Source organism: Pseudomonas fluorescens (assembly GCF_000730425.1).
GTDB classification, from domain to species: domain Bacteria; phylum Pseudomonadota; class Gammaproteobacteria; order Pseudomonadales; family Pseudomonadaceae; genus Aquipseudomonas; species Aquipseudomonas fluorescens_X.
The window spans coordinates 3,453,698-3,471,345 of sequence record NZ_CP008896.1 but is presented as its reverse complement, the minus strand read 5'-3'; the positions used below and the strand labels follow the sequence as shown (position 1 = coordinate 3,471,345).

Genomic DNA, 17,648 nt, shown 5'->3' with positions numbered 1-17,648 from the left:
ACCCTCTTTGGTGGCTGATCTATTGCATTCGCGAGCAAGCCCGCTCCCACATGTTTTTACCGCATTTCAGCCTTGAATCAGCGTTGCACAATCCGCAGGTTGTTCTGCTCTTTAGGCAGCACGCGTTTGGCAATCACGTAGTTCTTGTTCCAGAACGGCTTTTTCAGGGTGTCGATGCTGACCGACTTGCCACGACGCGGCGCGTGGATAAAGCGGTCATTGCCTAGGTAGATGGCAACATGATTGACCTGGCGGCTCTTGAGCTTGAAGAACAACAGGTCGCCGGGCTTCAAGTCCTTGCGATCGACCTTCTGCCCGTGGCCGCTGGCCATGGCATTGGAGGTGCGTGGCAAGTCCACCGCAGCCACGTCATTGAAGGCGTATTTCACCAGGCCGCTGCAATCAAAGCCTTTACTTGGGCTGCTGCCGCCCCAACGATAAGGGGTGCCGAGCACGTTGACCGCACGGCTCAAGACTTTGCTGCTTTGCTGGTTATTGCTCGCTACCAGGCCGGGAACTGCTTTAACGTTGGCCTTGCTCACTTGAGCCGGGCGCTTGACGGTGAGCTTTACCGATTTGGCGGAGCTGGTAGTAGTGGTATGGGCTTTAGGAGTGAAACCATTAACGTTCGGAAGTCGTTGCTCACGATTGGTGGCGTGGGCGGCCAGTGGCATCAATAGGCAAATGGTTAGCCATGTCTTTAAAAATGGTCGCATCAGGCAGGCTCTTGTTGGTTTGCGCGCAACTTTATAACAGCTTTTAGTGTCTTTCTCAGGCCGTTTGTCGACTGAACCTTGACGTCAAAATCAGGAAAACCGCGACGAACTGCCGCAATTGTCCTACACAAGTCAGGTGGCATAAGGGTTTGAGGGAAGCGACGATAACATTTGCCGTACGTCGGGTGCCTGTAAAAAAGTCACAAAGAAACCAGAAATATTTATCTATCGAGGCAAAAGAGGTCATTCATGAACACCTATCGACAGGATGTTTCGCAGCAGGACACTCACAGCAAGATGATCGGTTACCTGCTCTGGATCTTCGGATTTACCGGGGCCCATCGCTTTTATTACGGCAAGCCGGTGACCGGGACGATCTGGTTCTTCACCTTTGGCTTGCTGGGGATTGGCTGGTTGATCGACCTGTTTTTGATCCCGGCCATGGACCGCGAAGCCGACCTGCGTTTTACCGCAGGGCCTATTGAATACAACGTGGCCTGGATTTTGTTGGCGTTTCTTGGGGTGTTTGGCTTGCACCGCATGTATCAGGGCAAATGGCTCACCGGCCTGCTGTACCTGGTGACGGGCGGCTTGTTCCTGCTTGGCGTGCTGTATGACTTCTGGACGCTGAACACGCAGGTTTCGATCCGCAATGCCGAGCGCCTGGGCGGTCGCTGATCATCTCCAGCCTTGTGAGGATCTAATTGTGGGAGCGGGCTTGCTCGCGAAAGCAGTGTATCAGTCGACCTATTTGTTAACTGATACACCGCTTTCGCGAGCAAGCCCGCTCCCACATTTGACTGTGCCCGCTTCAGTTCTGGATCAAGCCTGGTAGCTGATCCGTCCATCCACCAGGGTGTAGCGCACATTCGCCGGCAGGCTGTGGCCGATGAACGGGCAGTTTTCACCCCTGGACAACCATTGCTCGCCCGCCACCGTGGAGCTGGCCGGATCAAACAGCACCAGATCCGCCGCCGAACCCACTGCCAGCTTGCCCGCTGGCAGGCGCAGCGCGTCAGCCGGGCCTGAGCTCAGGCGGGCAAGTAACGTTGGCAGGTCCAGCAACCCATCCTCCACCAGCGTCATCGCCAGCGGCAGCAGCAACTCGACGCTGCTGATTCCAGGCTCGGTCGCACCGAACGGTGCCAGCTTGGCATCCCGCTCGTGGGGCTGGTGATGGCTGGAAATTGCCGAAACCACCCCGGACTTCACTGCTGCGCGCAAGCCGTCGCGGTCGGCACGGGTGCGCAGTGGCGGTTGCACGTGGTACAGGCTGGAGAAGTCGATCAGCGCTTCATCGGTCAGGATCAACTGGTACAACGCCACATCGGCGGTCACCGGCAGGCCACGGGCCTGGGCCTGGGCGATCAGGGCCACGCCCCGGGCGCTGGTCAGTTGGCTGAAGTGCGCGCGCGCGCCGCTTTGCTCCACCAGCAGCAGGTCACGGGCCAAGGCCACGGTTTCTGCGGTTTCCGGAATGCCAGCGAGGCCCAGGAAGCTGGCGGTGGGGCCTTCGTGGGCCAGGCCACCTTCGGCCAGGTCGTGGTCCTGGGAATGGAAGATCACCGTCAGGTCGAAGGTGGCGGCATATTCCAGGGCGCGGCACAGGGTGCGGGTGCTGCGAAAGCTTTCCAGGCCATTGCCGAAAGCCACGCAGCCGGCATCACGCAGGGCAATCAGCTCCGCCAGTTGCTCGCCGTCCAGGCCTTTGCTCAGGGCGCCGATGGGGAATACTTTGCAATTGCCGGCCTCGCGGGCGCGGTCGAGGATCAACTCGGCCACCGCCGAGGTGTCCAGCACTGGCTTGGTCTGCGGTGGGCAGCATAGGCTGGTGACACCGCCAGCAGCCGCAGCCTGGGTTTCGCTGGCGATGCTGCCTTTGCGGCTGTAGCCCGGCTCGCGCAGGGCAACGTTCAGGTCTACCAGCCCAGGCGCGGCCACCAGGCCCTTGGCGTCGATGGTCTCGACCGGAGTGAAACCGCTGGGAGCGGCGCCGATGGCAATGATCTTGCCGGCTTCCAGGTGCAGATCAGTGGTTTGATCCAGGCCGCTGGCCGGATCGATGACTCGGGCGCCGAGAATGCTGAGCTTCACTGGGCGTTCTCCTGCTCGAATTGACGTTGGGCCGTTTGCCCGCTCATGGCCATGGACAGCACGGCCATGCGCACTGCGATGCCGTAGGTGACCTGGTTGAGAATGACCGAGTGCGGCCCGTCGGCCACCGCCGATTCAATCTCCACCCCACGGTTGATCGGGCCTGGGTGCATGACAATCGCATCCGGCTTGGCGCCGGCCAGGCGCGCGGTGGTCAGGCCGAACAGGCGGTAGAACTCGCCTTCGCTGGGCAGCAGGCCACCGGCCATGCGCTCGCGTTGCAGGCGCAGCATGATCACTACGTCGACATCTTTCAGGCCTTCGGCCATATCGGTGTAGACCTTTACCCCATACTGCTCGATGCCTACCGGCAGCAGGGTTTTCGGGGCAATCACGCGGATATCCGGACAGCCGAGGGTTTTCAGGGCCAGCATGTTCGAGCGCGCCACCCGCGAGTGCAGGATATCGCCGACGATGGCCACCGAGAGGTTTTCAAAGCCGCCCTTGTGTCGACGGATGGTGAGCATGTCGAGCATGCCCTGGGTCGGGTGGGCGTGACGGCCATCGCCGCCGTTGATGATCGCCACCTGCGGGCACACGTGCTCGGCGATAAAGTGCGCCGCGCCCGAGTCGCCATGACGCACCACGAACATGTCGGCCGCCATGGCTTCCAGGTTGCGCAGGGTGTCGAGCAGGGTTTCGCCCTTGCTTGCCGACGAGGTGGAGACGTTCAGGGTGATTACGTCGGCCGACAGGCGCTGGGCCGCCAGTTCGAAGGTGGTGCGGGTGCGCGTCGAGTTCTCGAAGAACACGTTGCAAATGGTCTTGCCGCGCAGCAGCGGGACTTTCTTCACCGCCCGGCCGCCGACCTCAAGGAACGAGTCGGCAGTGTCGAGGATTTCAGTGAGCAATTCGCGGGGCAGGCCGTCGAGGGACAGGAAGTGTTGCAGCTGGCCCTGAGCGTTGAGCTGCAGCGGGCGCTTGGCATCTAGAGGCGTCATCGCGGGGACTCTTTACAAGGCGGATTAAAGGGCGAGGTCTTGCAGTTCGAGTTCGAGCGGCGTGGGACCGGACAATTTTACCCGCTGGCGGGCTGAAAGGGACAGGGTGGCGCCGACCACGTCCGGGCTGATGGGCAGTTCGCCAGCGTTGAGGTCGAGCAGGCAGACCAGGGTGATACTGGCCGGGCGGCCGTAGTCGAACAGCTCGTTCATGGCGGCGCGGATGGTGCGGCCGCTCATCAACACGTCATCGATCAGCACCAGGTGCTGGCCTTCGATTTCGAATGGCAGCTCTGACGGACGCACTTGGGGATGCAGGCCGTTCTGGCTGAAGTCATCACGGTAGAAGGACACATCCAGAGTGCCCAGGGGCGAATCACTGCCCAGCTCTTGCAGCAAGGCCTGGGCGACCCACACGCCACCGGTACGGATGCCAATAAAGCGTGGCTCGCTGATGGCGCGGTGTTGCAAGTGGCTCGTGAGGCTCGTCGCCATCTGACGGATCAGTTCGGCGGGATTGGGCAGGCTCATGGTGGCTCCTTCAAGGGCTTGGGCAGCGTGGCGCCGACAAAGTCCGGGCTCAAACGTAAGAAGACGCGGCAAGCCGCGTCAGTCAGGATTCAAATAAAGCGGTGTTTTCATCCAGCCAGCCCTGCAACAGCAAGGCGGCGGCAATGGCATCGACCGGGTTGTCGCGGTAGCTGCCTTTCTGCCCGCCACGGTCGCGACGCTCACCCTTGGCCTCGAAGGTCGTCAGGCGTTCATCGTGGGTATAGAAAGGCAGGTTGTAGCGGCCGTTGAGGCGACGGGCGAACTTTTCGGCGCGCAGGCACATGTCGCTGGGGGTGCCGTCCATGTTCAGCGGCAGGCCGACCACCACCGCGTCGGGCTTCCATTCCTTGATCAGGGCTTCGACCTGATTCCAGTCCGGTATGCCGTTCTGCGCCTTCAAGGTACACAGCTCACGGGCCTGGCCGGTGATCACCTGGCCAACGGCCACGCCGATCTGCTTGGTGCCGTAGTCAAACCCGAGGATCAGTCGCAAGGCCATCAGGCGTGCCCTGCCTGGCTGGTCAGCAGGCTGAGGTTGACCCCCAACTGCGCGGCTGCGGCATTCAGGCGCAACTCACTGGCAGTATTGAACAGAATGTCGGCATCGAAGGGGCAGGTCAGCCAGGCATTGTTGGCCAGCTCTTCTTCCAGTTGCCCGGCTTCCCAGCCGGCGTAGCCCAGGGTAATCAGGCTCTGCTGCGGGCCGACGCCATCGGCGATGGCAAACAGCACGTCCTGGGAGGTGGACAGGGACACACCTTCCAGGTCGACGGTTGCCTGGAACGTGGGGCCGCTGGGGTGCAGGACAAAGCCCCGGTCAGTCTGCACCGGGCCGCCAAAATAAATCGGCACTGCCTGGCAACAGGTGGGTGGATCGATCTCCGGGCGCAGTTGCTCAAGGATATCCGCCAGGTTCAGCTCCTGCGGGCGGTTGACCACCAGCCCCATGGCGCCATTGGCCGTGTGCTCGACGATATAGGTCAAGGTGTGCGCAAAGTTCGGGTCGGCCATATGGGGCATGGCGATCAGGAAGTGGTGCTTGAGGTAAGTCGGGCTGACATTTTTCATGCCCGCTAGTGTGGCGTTGGAGGGACGAACTGACAAGCTGGGGATGCGTAGGAATGTGGCCTTGCGCTCGACACCTCCCTCTGTAGGAGCCGGCTTGCCGGCGATGGCGCCTTTAATCAGCCATAGGGCCTCATCGCCGGCAAGCGGGATCAGTTGCTGGAGAGGCGGTCGCCCTTGGCAAAGCGCCAGGTGCGGATGATTTCCAGGCGGTCGATATCGGCCAGGTCGCCGGTAAACGGGGCGAATGGTGCCGCCAGGCGGACGATGCGTTGTGCCGCCTGGTCCAGCAATGGCTGGCCGGACGACTCCAGCACCAGCACTTCATATAACGAACCGTCACGGTTGATCGACACCAGCAGGCGCAAGTTGCCGTAGATCTGCTGGCGCCGGGCCTCGTCCGGGTAGTTCAGGTTGCCGATGCGCTCGACCTTCTTGCGCCATTCGTCCTTATACCAGGCGCCTTTGTCGCGCATGGTCGAGGCGGCGTTGAGCCGGTAGATGCGCGGGCGTTTGGCATACAGCTGTTGTTCGTTGGCCAGTTCGGCCTCCAGGCTGGAGATTTCGCTGGAAAGTTGCGAGGCGTCGAATGTCGGTGCGGGTTTGCTGGGTGCCGGTTCGGTCTTCACGGCTTCACGCTGGGTTACGGCCTTCTGGGGCTTTGGCGCAACGGTGGTGACGGCGGCCTTGGGCGCGGCCTGCTTGACTTCGGGCTTGGCCACTGGCGGCGGCGTGACCTTGTTGATCTTGTTGTCCTGGAAAGGCGCCACTTCGGTGGTCTTGGGCACCGCCTTTTTATCCAGGGTGCCACTGCCCTGCTGATTGTCCTGGGCCAGGAAGTCAGCCTTCTCGGGCTTCTTTTCACTCTTGAAGGTGGCGAGGGTGATTTCCAGGGTCTTGCTGATTTGCTGGGGTTCGACAAACGTGAAGCCCAGGCCGAGGATCAGCGCCAAATGAATCAGCGCTGCCAGAAATAGGGTAAATCCGAGCCGATCAGCCGGGCGTACACCGCTGTGGCTGAGTTCGGGGGGCAGGTCGGACGGAAGCGTCATAACAGGAAAACCAACATCGCGCGTTTCACAGGTGGGGCATGATAGCGCAATGTCGGTTTATCTCCGGCTGTTCTATGTCACTTGGCTTGTAGCTTGTCGGCAATGGCTGCCATGAGCATTTCGCCGATATTGGTGCCGAACGCGTTGTCTATTTCGCGGATGCAGGTGGGGCTGGTGACGTTGATTTCCGTCAGGTGCTCACCAATTACGTCAAGTCCTACGAACAGCAGGCCTTTCTCTCGCAGGGTCGGGCCAACCTGGGCGGCGATCCAGCGGTCCTTGTCGCTCAGCGGGCGGGCTTCGCCACGACCACCGGCGGCGAGGTTGCCACGGGTCTCGCCGGCCGCCGGGATACGCGCCAGGCAGTAATCCACCGGCTCGCCGTCGATCATCAGGATGCGCTTGTCGCCGTCCTTGATCGCCGGCAGGTAAGCCTGGCCCATGATCTGCTGGGTGCCCAGGGCGGTCAGGGTCTCAAGGATCACCGACAGGTTCGGGTCACCCGCACGGTGACGGAAGATCGAGGTGCCGCCCATGCCGTCCAGCGGCTTGAGGATTACATCACCGTGCTTGGCGGCAAACTCACGCAGCACATCGGCGCGGCGGCTGACCACAGTGGGCGGCGTGCACTGCGGGAACAGCGTGGCGAACAGCTTCTCGTTGCAGTCGCGCAGGCTCTGGGGCTTGTTGACGATCAGCACGCCAGCGCGTTCGGCCTGCTCCAGCAGGTAGGTGGAGTAGACGAACTCCATATCGAACGGCGGATCCTTGCGCATCAGGATCACGTCCAGGTCGCTCAGGGGGCTGTCGACCTCGTCTTGCAGCTCAAACCACTTTTGCGGGTTGGCGAACACCTGCAAGGGGCGCATCCGTGCCCGCGCCTCGCCGTCGCCCTGGTAAAGGTCGCGCTGTTCCATATAGAACAGGGTCCAGCCGCGGGCCTGGGCGGCCAGCAGCATGGCCAGCGAGCTATCCTTTTTATAGGAAATGCTGGCGATAGGGTCCATGACAATGCCGACGCGAACGCTCATGGGTGATTTCCTCTAGCAAATAAGGGCGCATAAAAGTGGCGTCAGAGTGGCGCTGCGGCTGTTGTGGGTCAAGGAAAAACCACCTTGCCGGTCGGCCGATAGATTGCCTCCCCAGTCTGTGCTAAAAAGGCTGCCATGGCGTGTCGGCCCTTGCACGGCAAGGGTTTTGGCGCTCGTCCCAGGCATTGTCCGGCAGTACACACCGAAAACCGATTCGCTGTGGCGATGGTAGAGCAGATATGGAACAGCATTCCAACGCCTTGAAAGTGATGGTGATCGACGACTCGAAAACGATTCGCCGCACCGCTGAAACGCTGTTGAAGAACGTAGGGTGTGAAGTCATCACGGCCATCGACGGTTTTGATGCCCTGGCCAGGATCGTTGACCATCATCCGCACATTATCTTTGTCGACATCATGATGCCGCGCCTGGATGGCTATCAGACCTGCGCCCTGGTCAAGAACAACCCGGCGTTCAAGGCCATCCCGGTGATCATGCTGTCGTCCAGGGATGGCCTGTTCGACAAGGCCAAGGGGCGTATCGTCGGCGTCGATCAATTTTTGACCAAGCCTTTCAGCAAGGAAGAACTGCTGAGTGCGATCAAGGCCTGTGTGCCGGGGTTCGCTGCAGTAGAACAAGCACATTGACCCAGCCCCCGGGGGCTTGCGTCAACCAATGTAGTGGGGAAGACCATGGCACGCGTTCTGATCGTCGACGATTCACCGACTGAAATGTACAAACTGACCGGCATGCTGGAAAAGCATGGCCACCAGGTCCTCAAGGCCGAGAATGGTGCCGATGGCGTGGCCCTGGCCCGCCAGGAAAAGCCCGATGCCGTCCTGATGGATATCGTCATGCCCGGCCTCAATGGCTTCCAGGCCACGCGCCAGTTATCCAAGGAGCCGGAAACCAACGGGATCCCGATCATCATCGTCACCACCAAGGACCAGGAAACCGACAGGATCTGGGCCGAACGCCAGGGTGCCAAGGCCTACCTGACCAAACCGGTGGAAGAAGACAAGCTGATCGAAGTCCTGAAACTGGTGCTCAAGCCCTGACGGCTCGCCTCCATGACCGAGTCGCAAACCGCCTTTGAACTGCTGCTGGACATCGACCGCCGCTGTCGCCTGCTGGCCGCTGACCTGCCCTCCCAGGAAACCCGTTCCCACAGTTGGAGCGGCATCGGTTTCCGCCTGGGCGAGCATTGGTATGTGGCGCCCATGGGCGAAGTCGCTGAGGTGCTGCATGAGCCGCGCTGCACCCTGATGCCCGGGGTCAAGCCCTGGGTCAGGGGCGTGGCCAACCTGCGCGGGCGCCTGCTGCCGGTGATCAACCTGTGCGGGTTCTTCGGTTATGAACTGTCGACCGCGCGCAAGCAACGCCGGGTGCTGGTGATCGAACACGAAGACACCTTTGTCGGCCTGCTGGTGGATGAAGTGGTCGGCCTGCAGCATTTTGCCCAGGACCTGCTCCGCCCGGTGGCATCCACCACGCCCGCCGCCAGCGCCGCGTTTATCCAAGGCCAGTTCAGCGGCGACCCGCTGTGGCAGGTCTTCAGCCCTTTTGCCCTGGCCCAGGCCCCGGGCTTTCTGGATGTTGCCGCATGAGCACCGCCACCCCCGTCAAGCCACAGGAAGCCTCCCGTAGCCGTTCGCAGATCATCGTGCTGTTTATCGCGCTGATCATTTTCATCATGCTGCTGTTCGCCAACTTTGCGTACCTCAACACCCAGTCCACCTATGACAAGCAATACATCGGCCACGCCGGCGAGTTGCGGGTGCTGTCCCAGCGCATTGCCAAGAACGCCACGGAGGCCGCCGCTGGCAAGGCTGCTGCATTCAAGCTGTTGAGCGAGGCGCGCAATGATTTTGCCCAGCGCTGGAGCTACCTGAAAAAAGGCGACCCGGCCACCGGCCTGCCCGCCGCGCCCAGCGCCGTGCGCAGCGAAATGCGCGCCGTGCAGCATGACTGGGAAGCCTTGCTGAAAAATACCGACGTGATCCTGGCCAGCGAGCAGACGGTGCTGTCCCTGCATCAAGTGGCGGCGACCCTGGCCGAAACTGTGCCGCAATTGCAACTGGAGTCGGAAAAGGTCGTCGAGATCCTGCTGCAGCGCGGCGCGCCTGCCAGCCAGGTCGCCGTGGCCCAGCGCCAATCGCTGTTGGCCGAGCGCATCCTGGGGGCGGTCAACACGGTGTTGGCGGGGGATGACACAGCGGTAAAGGCCGCCGACGCCTTTGGCCGCGATGCCAACCGTTTTGGCCAGGTCCTGGCCGGCATGCTCCAGGGCAGCGCCGGCTTGACGATCAGCGAGGTGCAGGACCCGGACGCCCGGGCGCGTCTGGCGGAGATTGCCGAACTGTTCGAGTTTGTCTCCGGCTCCGTGGATGAAATCCTCGAAACCTCGCCGCAACTGTTCCAGGTGCGCGCCTCGGCGAGCAACATCTTCAGCCTGTCGCAAACCCTGCTCGATGAAGCTTCGCACCTGGCCATCGGTTTTGAAAACCTGGCCGGTGGACGCACCCTCGACACCATCGGCGGCTATGTCCTGGGCTTGCTGGCGCTGGCCTCGATCATCCTGATCGGCCTGGTGATGGTGCGCGAGACCAATCGCCAGTTGCGCGAAACCGCCGAGAAGAACGAACGCAACCAGAACGCGATCATGCGTCTGCTGGACGAAATCGAAGACCTGGCCGACGGCGACCTCACCGTGACCGCCTCGGTGACTGAAGACTTTACCGGCACCATCGCCGACTCCATCAACTATTCGGTGGACCAGTTGCGCGACCTGGTGGCGACCATCAACCTCACCGCCGGTGAAGTGGCCGGTGCCGTGCAGGAAACCCAGGCCACCGCCATGCACCTGGCCCAGGCCTCGGAGCACCAGGCCCAGCAGATCGCCGAAGCCTCGACCGCGATCAACCAGATGGCCCGATCCATCGACCAGGTGTCGGCCAACGCCGCCGAGTCCTCTGCCGTGGCCGAACGTTCGGTAGAGATCGCCAACAAGGGCAACGAGGTGGTGCACAACACCATCCACGGCATGGACAACATTCGCGAACAGATCCAGGACACCGCCAAGCGCATCAAGCGCCTGGGGGAGTCGTCCCAGGAAATTGGCGATATCGTCAGCCTGATCGACGATATCGCCGACCAGACCAACATCCTCGCCCTCAATGCCGCCATCCAGGCGAGCATGGCCGGTGATGCCGGGCGCGGTTTTGCGGTGGTGGCCGATGAAGTGCAGCGCCTGGCCGAACGCTCGTCGGCCGCCACCCGGCAGATCGAGAACCTGGTACGGGCGATCCAGGCCGACACCAACGAAGCGGTGATCTCCATGGAACAGACCACCACCGAAGTGGTGCGCGGCGCGCGCCTGGCCCAGGATGCCGGGGTCGCCCTGGAAGAAATCGAGGGGGTGTCCAAGACCCTGGCCGCGCTGATCCAGAGCATCTCCAATGCCGCGCAGCAGCAAACCTCGTCGGCCGGGCAGATCTCACTGACCATGAACGTGATCCAACAGATCACCAGCCAGACCTCATCAGGCTCCACGGCCACCGCCGAGAGCATTGGCAACCTGGCCAAAATGGCCAGCCAGTTGCGCCGCTCGGTGTCGGGTTTCACCTTGCCGGCCGTGCGCAAGACCAATGAATGACATGCCCCCCCAAAACCAGCGCAATCTAAATGTGGGAGCGGGCTTGCTCGCGAAAGCGGTGTATCAGTCATCTAGTGTGCCGACTGACCCAGCGCTTTCGCGAGCAAGCCCGCTCCCACATGGATTCTCACTTTTCACCCATTCAGACGGGAGTCGTTATGGTTGACCGGCACGACTACGTCGCCCTCGAATGGGTCAAGGGCGAGATCGCCGACACCCTGAAGCAGGCCCGTTCGGCGCTGGAGGCCTATACCGACGAGGCCAGCGATGAGGCCCTCGCGCAGTGCCTGGAAGGCATTCACCAGGTCCACGGTGCCCTGCAAATGGTCGAGTTCTACGGCGCGGCACTGCTCGCCGAAGAAATGGAACACCTGGCCCAGGCCCTGCAGGCCGGGCATGTCAGCCAGCGCGAAGAAGGCATTCGCCTGCTGCAACAGGCCCTTGGGCAACTGCCGCTGTACCTGGACCGTGTCCACAGCGCCCGGCGTGACTTGCCCCTGGTGGTGTTGCCGCTGCTCAACGACCTGCGCAGCGCGCACGGCAAAAGCCTGCTCTCGGAAACCAGCCTGTTCAGCCCACAACTGCCGGTGATCGCGCCGCTGCCCGATGACGCCCTGGCCCAACGTGCACCGGCGGATTTTGCCGAGCAACTGCAGCGATGGCGGCAAATGCTGCAACAGGGCCTGGCCGGGCTACTGCGTGAAGACCACGGCCCGAGCAACCTGGAAGACATGGCGCGGGTCTTCGCCCAACTGGAAGCGCTGTGTCATGGCGCGCCGTTGCTGGCGTTGTGGCAAGTCACCTCGGCACTGGCCGAAGGCATGCTCACGGGTGTCATCGCCAACAGCCCGGCGTTGCGCAGCCTGTTCAAGAGCTGTGACAAGGTGCTCAAGCGCCTGCAGGTCCAGGGCATCGAAGGCATCAACACCCCGGCGCCGGACCAGTTGCTCAAGAGCCTGCTGTTCTATATCGCCAAAGTCACCCGGCCGACGCCGCGCATGCAAAGCCTCAAGGAGCGCTACGGCCTGGATGAAGCGTTGCCTGACAGCACCGTGGTCGATGCCGAGCGCGCGCGCCTGACCGGACCGGACCGTGACGCCATGGGCTCGGTGCTTGGCGCGTTGTGTGAGGAGTTGGTGCGGGTCAAGGAACGCCTGGACCTGTTCGTGCGCAGCGACCGCCAGCACCTCTCGGACCTGGACAGCCTGCTGGCGCCCCTGCGGCAGATCGCCGATACCCTCGCGGTGCTGGGGTTTGGCCAGCCGCGCAAAGTCATCATCGACCAGTTGGTGGTGGTCCAGGGCCTGGCCCAGGGGCAGCGCGAGCCCAACGACGCGGTATTGATGGATGTCGCAGGTGCCCTGCTTTATGTCGAGGCTACCCTGGCTGGCATGGTCGGCACCGTTGAGCCACAAAGTCGCGAAGACAGCCGTTTGCCCACCACCGACCTGACCCAGATCCACCAATTGGTGATCAAGGAGTCGTGCCAGTGCCTCAAGCAGGCCCGGGAACTGGTGATCGACTGCATGCAAGCGCAGTGGGACGCGCAGCGCCTGGAGTCATTGCCGCAGCTGCTGACCCAGGTGCGTGGCGCCTTGGCGATGATCCCGTTGCCCCGTGCGGCGAGCCTGATGCGGGGCTTGAACGACTACGTTGATGAGCAGTTGATGGTCCACAAGATTGCCCCGCCGGCGCTGGAGCTTGAGCATTTTGCCGATGCGCTCACCAGCCTTGAGCACTACCTGGAACGCATGCTCCAGGACCCGGATGCGCCCGGCGAGCGTGTCCTCGATATCGCCTACAAAGGGCTCGCAGCCTTGGGGTATGCACCGGTTCAAGCGCAGCACGCCTGGCGCCAGGAACGATCCTCATTGGGCGAGGAGTTGCCACCTGACTCCCCGACCCTGGCGCAGGCCCTGGCCAGCCCGACCCCGCGTCTCAACCCCCCGGCCCTGCAACGCCCGGGCAGCCTGCTGCCGCCGCCGGCCGACGAAGACCCGGTGGATGACGAACTGCGTGAAGTGTTCCTGGAAGAAGCGGCAGAGGTGCTGGAAGTGTTGCAGCGCCTGGTTCCCCAGGGCGCTGCCAGCCTGGCCGACAAGACCGCCCTGAGCGACATGCGCCGCGCCTTCCATACCCTCAAAGGCAGCGGGCGCATGGTGCGGGCCCTGGTATTGGCGGAGTTGGCCTGGGCTGTAGAGAACCTGCTCAACCGCGTGATCGAACGCGTCGTCGCGCCCGGCCCTGAGGTTCAGGCGGTATTGGACGATGTGGTGTTGCTGTTGCCCGCGTTGATCGCCGAGTTCGCCTCGGGCACTCAGCGCCAGCGCGATGACGCTGACCACCTCGCGGCACGCGCCCATGCCCTGGCCAGCGGAGCCCCGTTACCGGTTGCCGTGGAACCCGACGACAACACGCTGGACCCGCAGTTGCTGGAGATTTTCCGCAACGAGGCACTGGGCCACCTGGACAGTCTCAACCGGTTTTTGCACCAGGCCACCGAACAGATGCCGCTGCCTGTCAGCGATGAGCTGCAACGTGCCCTGCATACCCTCAAGGGCAGCGCCTACATGGCGGGGGTGTTGCCGATTGCCGAACTGGCGCGGCCGCTGGACCACCTGACCCGCGAGTACAAGGCCCATCGCCTGGCGCTGGACCTGGATGAAATCGACCTGCTGTTGGAGGGCGAAGCGCTGTTCCAGCGCGGCTTGCGCCAGTTGGACAGCGATCCCCTGGTCCCCATCGACGGCGCGCAATCCTTGATCGAGCGCACCCAGGCGCGCCTCGACAGCCAGCTCGAGGCGTTCCTCAATGCGCCGAGCACGGGCCTGCGGGTCAAGCGCGACCCCCAGTTGATCAGCAATTTCCTGGCCCAGGGCATGGACATCCTGCTCGACGCCGAAAGCCTTTTGCGGCACTGGCAGCAACACCCTGGTGAGCGCCAGGAACTCAGCGCACTGCTGGACGAACTGACCACCCTGGGCGAGGGCGCGCACCTGGCCGACCTGCACCCGATGGATGAACTGTGCGAAGCCTTGCTTGACCTGTATGGCGCGGTGGAAGAGAGCAGCCTGGCGGTCAGCGAACGGTTTTTCCATGAGGCCGCGCAGGCCCATGAAGCCTTGATCAACATGCTCGACCAACTGGCCGCCGGCCAGGAAATCAGCCCGGCGCCTTTGCGGATGAAGGCCTTGCGCGAGTTGCTCGATGAAGGCCTGGACCCCGGTGCCACCGGCCTGATCAAGACGGATGGCAGCCGTGCCTTGAGCATTGCCGAACTGGGCGCGGCCACCTCGCAATTGCAGCAGGACTGGGCGGTGGACGATGAGATCGTCGAGATCTTCCTTGAAGAGGCGGTGGATATCCTCGACAGCGCCGGGCAGTCTCTCAAGCGCTGGTTGCTGGAGCCCGACGGCGTGGCGCCGCTGTCGTCCCTGCAACGTGACCTGCACACCCTGAGGGGCGGTGCGCGCATGGCCGAAATCGGCCCGGTGGGCGATCTGGCCCAGGAGCTTGAAAACCTGTACGAGGGCCTGGTGGACCGACGCTACAGCTACTGCGGTGAAATAGCCCAAGTGCTGATGGACAGCCATGAACACCTGGCCTTGCAGTTGGAGCAGTTGCAAGAGCAGCTACCCTTGAGTGATTCCAGTGCCCTGGTCAGCCGCTTGCGCGAGGTGCGCCAGAATGCCACGCCGCTGGCGCTGCCCACGCCGCCCGAGGCACAGGGCGGTGGCAGTGATCCCGAGCTGCTGGATATCTTTCTTGAAGAAGCGGCCGACATCCTCGACAGCTCCGGCGCCGCGCTGCTGCGCTGGCAGGCCGAGCCACAGGGCCGCCAGGAAGTCGAGACCCTGCTGCGCGACTTGCACACCCTCAAGGGCGGCGCGCGCATGGTCGAGATCGGGCCTATCGGTGACCTGGCCCACGAGCTGGAGTTTCTCTACGAAGGCCTGTCGGCCGGCCTGCTGGCGCCTACGGCGGAGCTGTTTGCGTTGTTGCAAGGTTGCCACGACCGCCTGGCACAGATGGTCGAGGCGGTGGCGGCGGGGTTGCCGGTGGGCTCGGTGGAGCGCCTGATCGAGCGCATCAAAAGCCTGGTCCAGCCCACCGAAGCCCAGGTTGCCCCGGCCGCGATGCCCGCCGGCAAACCTGAAGCTCCGGCGGCCAGCGAGCCGGGCGCAGACATGGTGAAGATCTCCGCCGAACTGCTGGATGACCTGGTCAACCTCGCCGGTGAGACCTCGATTTTCCGGGGGCGTATCGAGCAGCAGGTCAACGACGCCCGCACCGCCCTCACTGAGGTAGAAACCACCATCGAGCGTATGCGCGACCAATTGCGCCGCCTCGATACCGAGACCCAGGGCCGGATCCTCAGCCGCCAGCACGCCGAAACCGAGCGCCTGGGCTACGAAGAGTTCGACCCGCTGGAAATGGATCGCCACTCCCAGTTGCAGCAGCTGTCCCGCGCGTTGTCCGAGTCGGCCTCGGACCTGTTGGATCTCAAGGAAACCCTCGACCAGCGTAACCAGGACGCGCAGAACCTGTTGCAGCAGCAGGCGCGGATCAACACCGAGCTGCAAGAAGGCCTGATGCGCACGCGCATGGTGCCGTTCGAGCGTATGTTGCCGCGCCTCAAGCGCATCGTGCGGCAAGTGGCCGGCGAGTTGGGCAAGGACGTGGAATTCGTGGTCGGCAATGCCGAAGGCGAAATGGACCGCAACGTCCTGGAGCGCATGGCCGCGCCCCTGGAGCATATGCTGCGCAACGCCGTCGACCATGGCCTGGAATCACGGGATGCACGGCTGCTGGCGGGCAAACCGCAGAAGGGCCGGATCACCCTGGACCTGAGCCACGAGGGTGGCGATATCATCTTCGATATGCGCGACGACGGCGCCGGTGTGCCGCTGGATGCGGTGCGGCGCAAAGCGATCAAACGGGGCCTGCTGGACCCGGATATGGAGATCAGCGACCGCGATGTGTTGCAGTTCATCTTGCAACCTGGGTTCTCCACCGCCGAAAAAATCACCCAGATTTCCGGGCGCGGCGTGGGCATGGACGTGGTGCATGAAGAAGTGCGCCAACTTGGCGGCAGCATGGTGATCGACTCCACCCCGGGGGCGGGCGTGCACTTTCGCATTCGCCTGCCATTTACCGTATCGGTCAACCGGGCGTTGATGGTGCAGTGTGCGGAGGATCAATACGCGGTGCCGCTGAACACCATCCAGGGCCTGGTGCGCGTATTGCCCAACGAGCTGGAGGGGCACTACCAGCTGGATCCGCCGGTGTATGACTATGCGGGCCAGCGCTACGAGTTGTATTACCTGGGCGAGCTGTTGCACACCGTGGCCCGGCCCAAGCTGCTGGGGCAAAACCAACCGCTGCCGGTGCTGCTGATGCAGTGCAACGAACGGCACATCGCGGTGCAGGTGGACGATATGGCCGGCACCCGGGAAATCGTGGTCAAGGGCCTGGGGCCGCAATTTGCGGCAGTGCAAGGGCTGTCGGGGGCAACCATCCTCGGTGATGGCCGGGTGGTGCTGATCATCGACCTGCTGGCGCATATCCGCGCCCTGGCCCCGGCCTTGCCGGCCCAGGCGGCGGACAGCGCGCTGGCGGTCAACGAGCCGCAGAAAAAGCAGCGGTTGCTGGTGCTGGTGGTAGACGACTCGGTGACCGTGCGCAAAGTCACCAGCCGCCTGCTGGAACGCAACGGTATGAACGTACTGACGGCCAAGGACGGCATCGACGCCATCGCCGTGCTCGAAGAACACACCCCCGACCTGATGTTGCTGGATATCGAGATGCCGCGCATGGATGGCTTTGAAGTGGCGATCCAGGTACGCAACGACCCGCGGCTCAAACGCCTGCCGATCATCATGATCACCTCGCGTACCGGCCAGAAACATCGCGACCGGGCCATGGCGATTGGCGTCAACGACTACCTTGGCAAGCCCTATCAAGAGTCGGTGTTGCTCGAAAGCATTGCCTACTGGAGCCCGAAACATGCTTGACCACCGCACCAGTCAACTCACCGGCTTGCTGCTGCCCCTGGCCGACCGCCACTTGCTGCTGCCCAACGTGGCGGTGGCCGAGCTGATCGACTTCCAGCGCGGCGAACCGGCCAGCGACGCGCCGCCGTGGTACCTGCGGCAAGTGGCCTGGCGCGACCAGCAACTGCCGTTGATCAGCTTCGAGGCGGCCTGCGGCGACGCGAGCATCGTCAGCGAACGCGCACGGATCGTGGTGCTCAACGCCTTGGGCGGGCGGCCCACATTGAAGTTCATTGCCCTGGTGATCCAGGGTATTCCCCGCTCCTACAAGCTCGACAGCCAGTTGAGTTACGTGGACGTACCGCTGTCGCCGCTGGAACTGGCGGCGGTACAGGTCGGCGAGCATGTGGCGAGAGTGCCGGACCTGATGGGATTGGAAGCCCTGCTGGTAAAGGCCGGCCTGGCCTGAATGCGGGAGCGGCGGTGCCG

Annotated in this window: 15 protein-coding genes; 7 read left to right on the top strand and 8 right to left on the bottom strand. The window is 62.9% G+C overall.

Translation table 11 applies throughout. The features are described 5' to 3' along the window. Positions 1–77: 77 nt before the first annotated feature. Positions 78–716: a C40 family peptidase gene (locus HZ99_RS15530; RefSeq protein ID WP_038444141.1), complete on the bottom strand. Its 639-nt coding sequence runs from the start codon at positions 714–716 to the stop codon at positions 78–80. Positions 717–965: 249 nt separating this feature from the next. On the opposite strand from HZ99_RS15530, the gene HZ99_RS15525 reads away from it, so the two are divergent. Further along, positions 966–1,394, top strand: coding sequence for an NINE protein (locus HZ99_RS15525; protein WP_038444139.1), 429 nt, complete (start codon positions 966–968; stop codon positions 1,392–1,394). A gap of 144 nt (positions 1,395–1,538) precedes the next feature. On the opposite strand, the gene HZ99_RS15520 is transcribed toward HZ99_RS15525, so the two are convergent. From HZ99_RS15520 to gshB, 7 genes are all read right to left on the bottom strand, one after another. Further along, the gene (locus tag HZ99_RS15520) at positions 1,539–2,810 is read right to left on the bottom strand and encodes a dihydroorotase (RefSeq protein WP_038444137.1); all 1,272 of its coding nucleotides are present in this window, start codon (positions 2,808–2,810) and stop codon (positions 1,539–1,541) included. Then, complete coding sequence (locus HZ99_RS15515) at positions 2,807–3,811, bottom strand: aspartate carbamoyltransferase catalytic subunit (protein ID WP_038444135.1); 1,005 nt, start codon at positions 3,809–3,811, stop codon at positions 2,807–2,809. Before HZ99_RS15515 ends, HZ99_RS15520 begins: the two co-directional genes overlap by 4 nt. A gap of 24 nt (positions 3,812–3,835) precedes the next feature. Then, entirely contained in the window at positions 3,836–4,342 is a 507-nt protein-coding gene (pyrR, locus tag HZ99_RS15510) for a bifunctional pyr operon transcriptional regulator/uracil phosphoribosyltransferase PyrR (RefSeq protein ID WP_038444133.1), read from the bottom strand. Positions 4,343–4,424: 82 nt separating this feature from the next. Then, complete coding sequence (ruvX, locus tag HZ99_RS15505) at positions 4,425–4,862, bottom strand: Holliday junction resolvase RuvX (RefSeq protein ID WP_005792259.1); 438 nt, start codon at positions 4,860–4,862, stop codon at positions 4,425–4,427. Further along, positions 4,862–5,431, bottom strand: coding sequence for a YqgE/AlgH family protein (locus tag HZ99_RS15500; RefSeq protein ID WP_038444130.1), 570 nt, complete (start codon positions 5,429–5,431; stop codon positions 4,862–4,864). The genes ruvX and HZ99_RS15500 overlap by 1 nt, the downstream gene beginning before the upstream one ends. Before the next feature lie 149 nt (positions 5,432–5,580). Beyond that, positions 5,581–6,480 carry an energy transducer TonB gene (locus HZ99_RS15495; RefSeq protein WP_038444128.1) on the bottom strand — a complete coding sequence of 300 codons (900 nt, stop codon included), beginning with the start codon at positions 6,478–6,480 and terminating at the stop codon, positions 5,581–5,583. Positions 6,481–6,557: 77 nt separating this feature from the next. Next, complete coding sequence (gene gshB, locus HZ99_RS15490; protein WP_038444126.1) at positions 6,558–7,511, bottom strand: glutathione synthase; 954 nt, start codon at positions 7,509–7,511, stop codon at positions 6,558–6,560. 239 nt (positions 7,512–7,750) lie between these two features. Here gshB and pilG point away from each other — a divergent pair, with 239 nt between their 5' ends. The 6 genes from pilG to HZ99_RS15460 all read left to right on the top strand — a co-directional run bounded on the left by pilG (position 7,751) and on the right by HZ99_RS15460 (position 17,628). Next, positions 7,751–8,158, top strand: a complete 408-nt coding sequence (pilG, locus tag HZ99_RS15485; RefSeq protein ID WP_038444124.1) for a twitching motility response regulator PilG — start codon at positions 7,751–7,753, stop codon at positions 8,156–8,158. A 45-nt stretch (positions 8,159–8,203) separates the two neighbouring features. Continuing rightward, entirely contained in the window at positions 8,204–8,569 is a 366-nt protein-coding gene (pilH, locus tag HZ99_RS15480) for a twitching motility response regulator PilH (protein ID WP_038444122.1), read from the top strand. A 12-nt stretch (positions 8,570–8,581) separates the two neighbouring features. Further along, positions 8,582–9,118 (top strand): chemotaxis protein CheW, encoded by a 537-nt coding sequence (locus HZ99_RS15475; protein ID WP_038444120.1) that lies wholly within the window; start codon positions 8,582–8,584, stop codon positions 9,116–9,118. Continuing rightward, complete coding sequence (locus HZ99_RS15470; RefSeq protein WP_038444118.1) at positions 9,115–11,166, top strand: methyl-accepting chemotaxis protein; 2,052 nt, start codon at positions 9,115–9,117, stop codon at positions 11,164–11,166. Before HZ99_RS15475 ends, HZ99_RS15470 begins: the two co-directional genes overlap by 4 nt. Positions 11,167–11,324: 158 nt before the next feature. Further along, entirely contained in the window at positions 11,325–17,180 is a 5,856-nt protein-coding gene (locus tag HZ99_RS15465) for an Hpt domain-containing protein (protein WP_038444116.1), read from the top strand. Then, the gene (locus tag HZ99_RS15460; protein WP_038444114.1) at positions 17,173–17,628 is read left to right on the top strand and encodes a chemotaxis protein CheW; all 456 of its coding nucleotides are present in this window, start codon (positions 17,173–17,175) and stop codon (positions 17,626–17,628) included. The genes HZ99_RS15465 and HZ99_RS15460 overlap by 8 nt, the downstream gene beginning before the upstream one ends. The last annotated feature ends 20 nt before the right edge of the window (positions 17,629–17,648 follow it).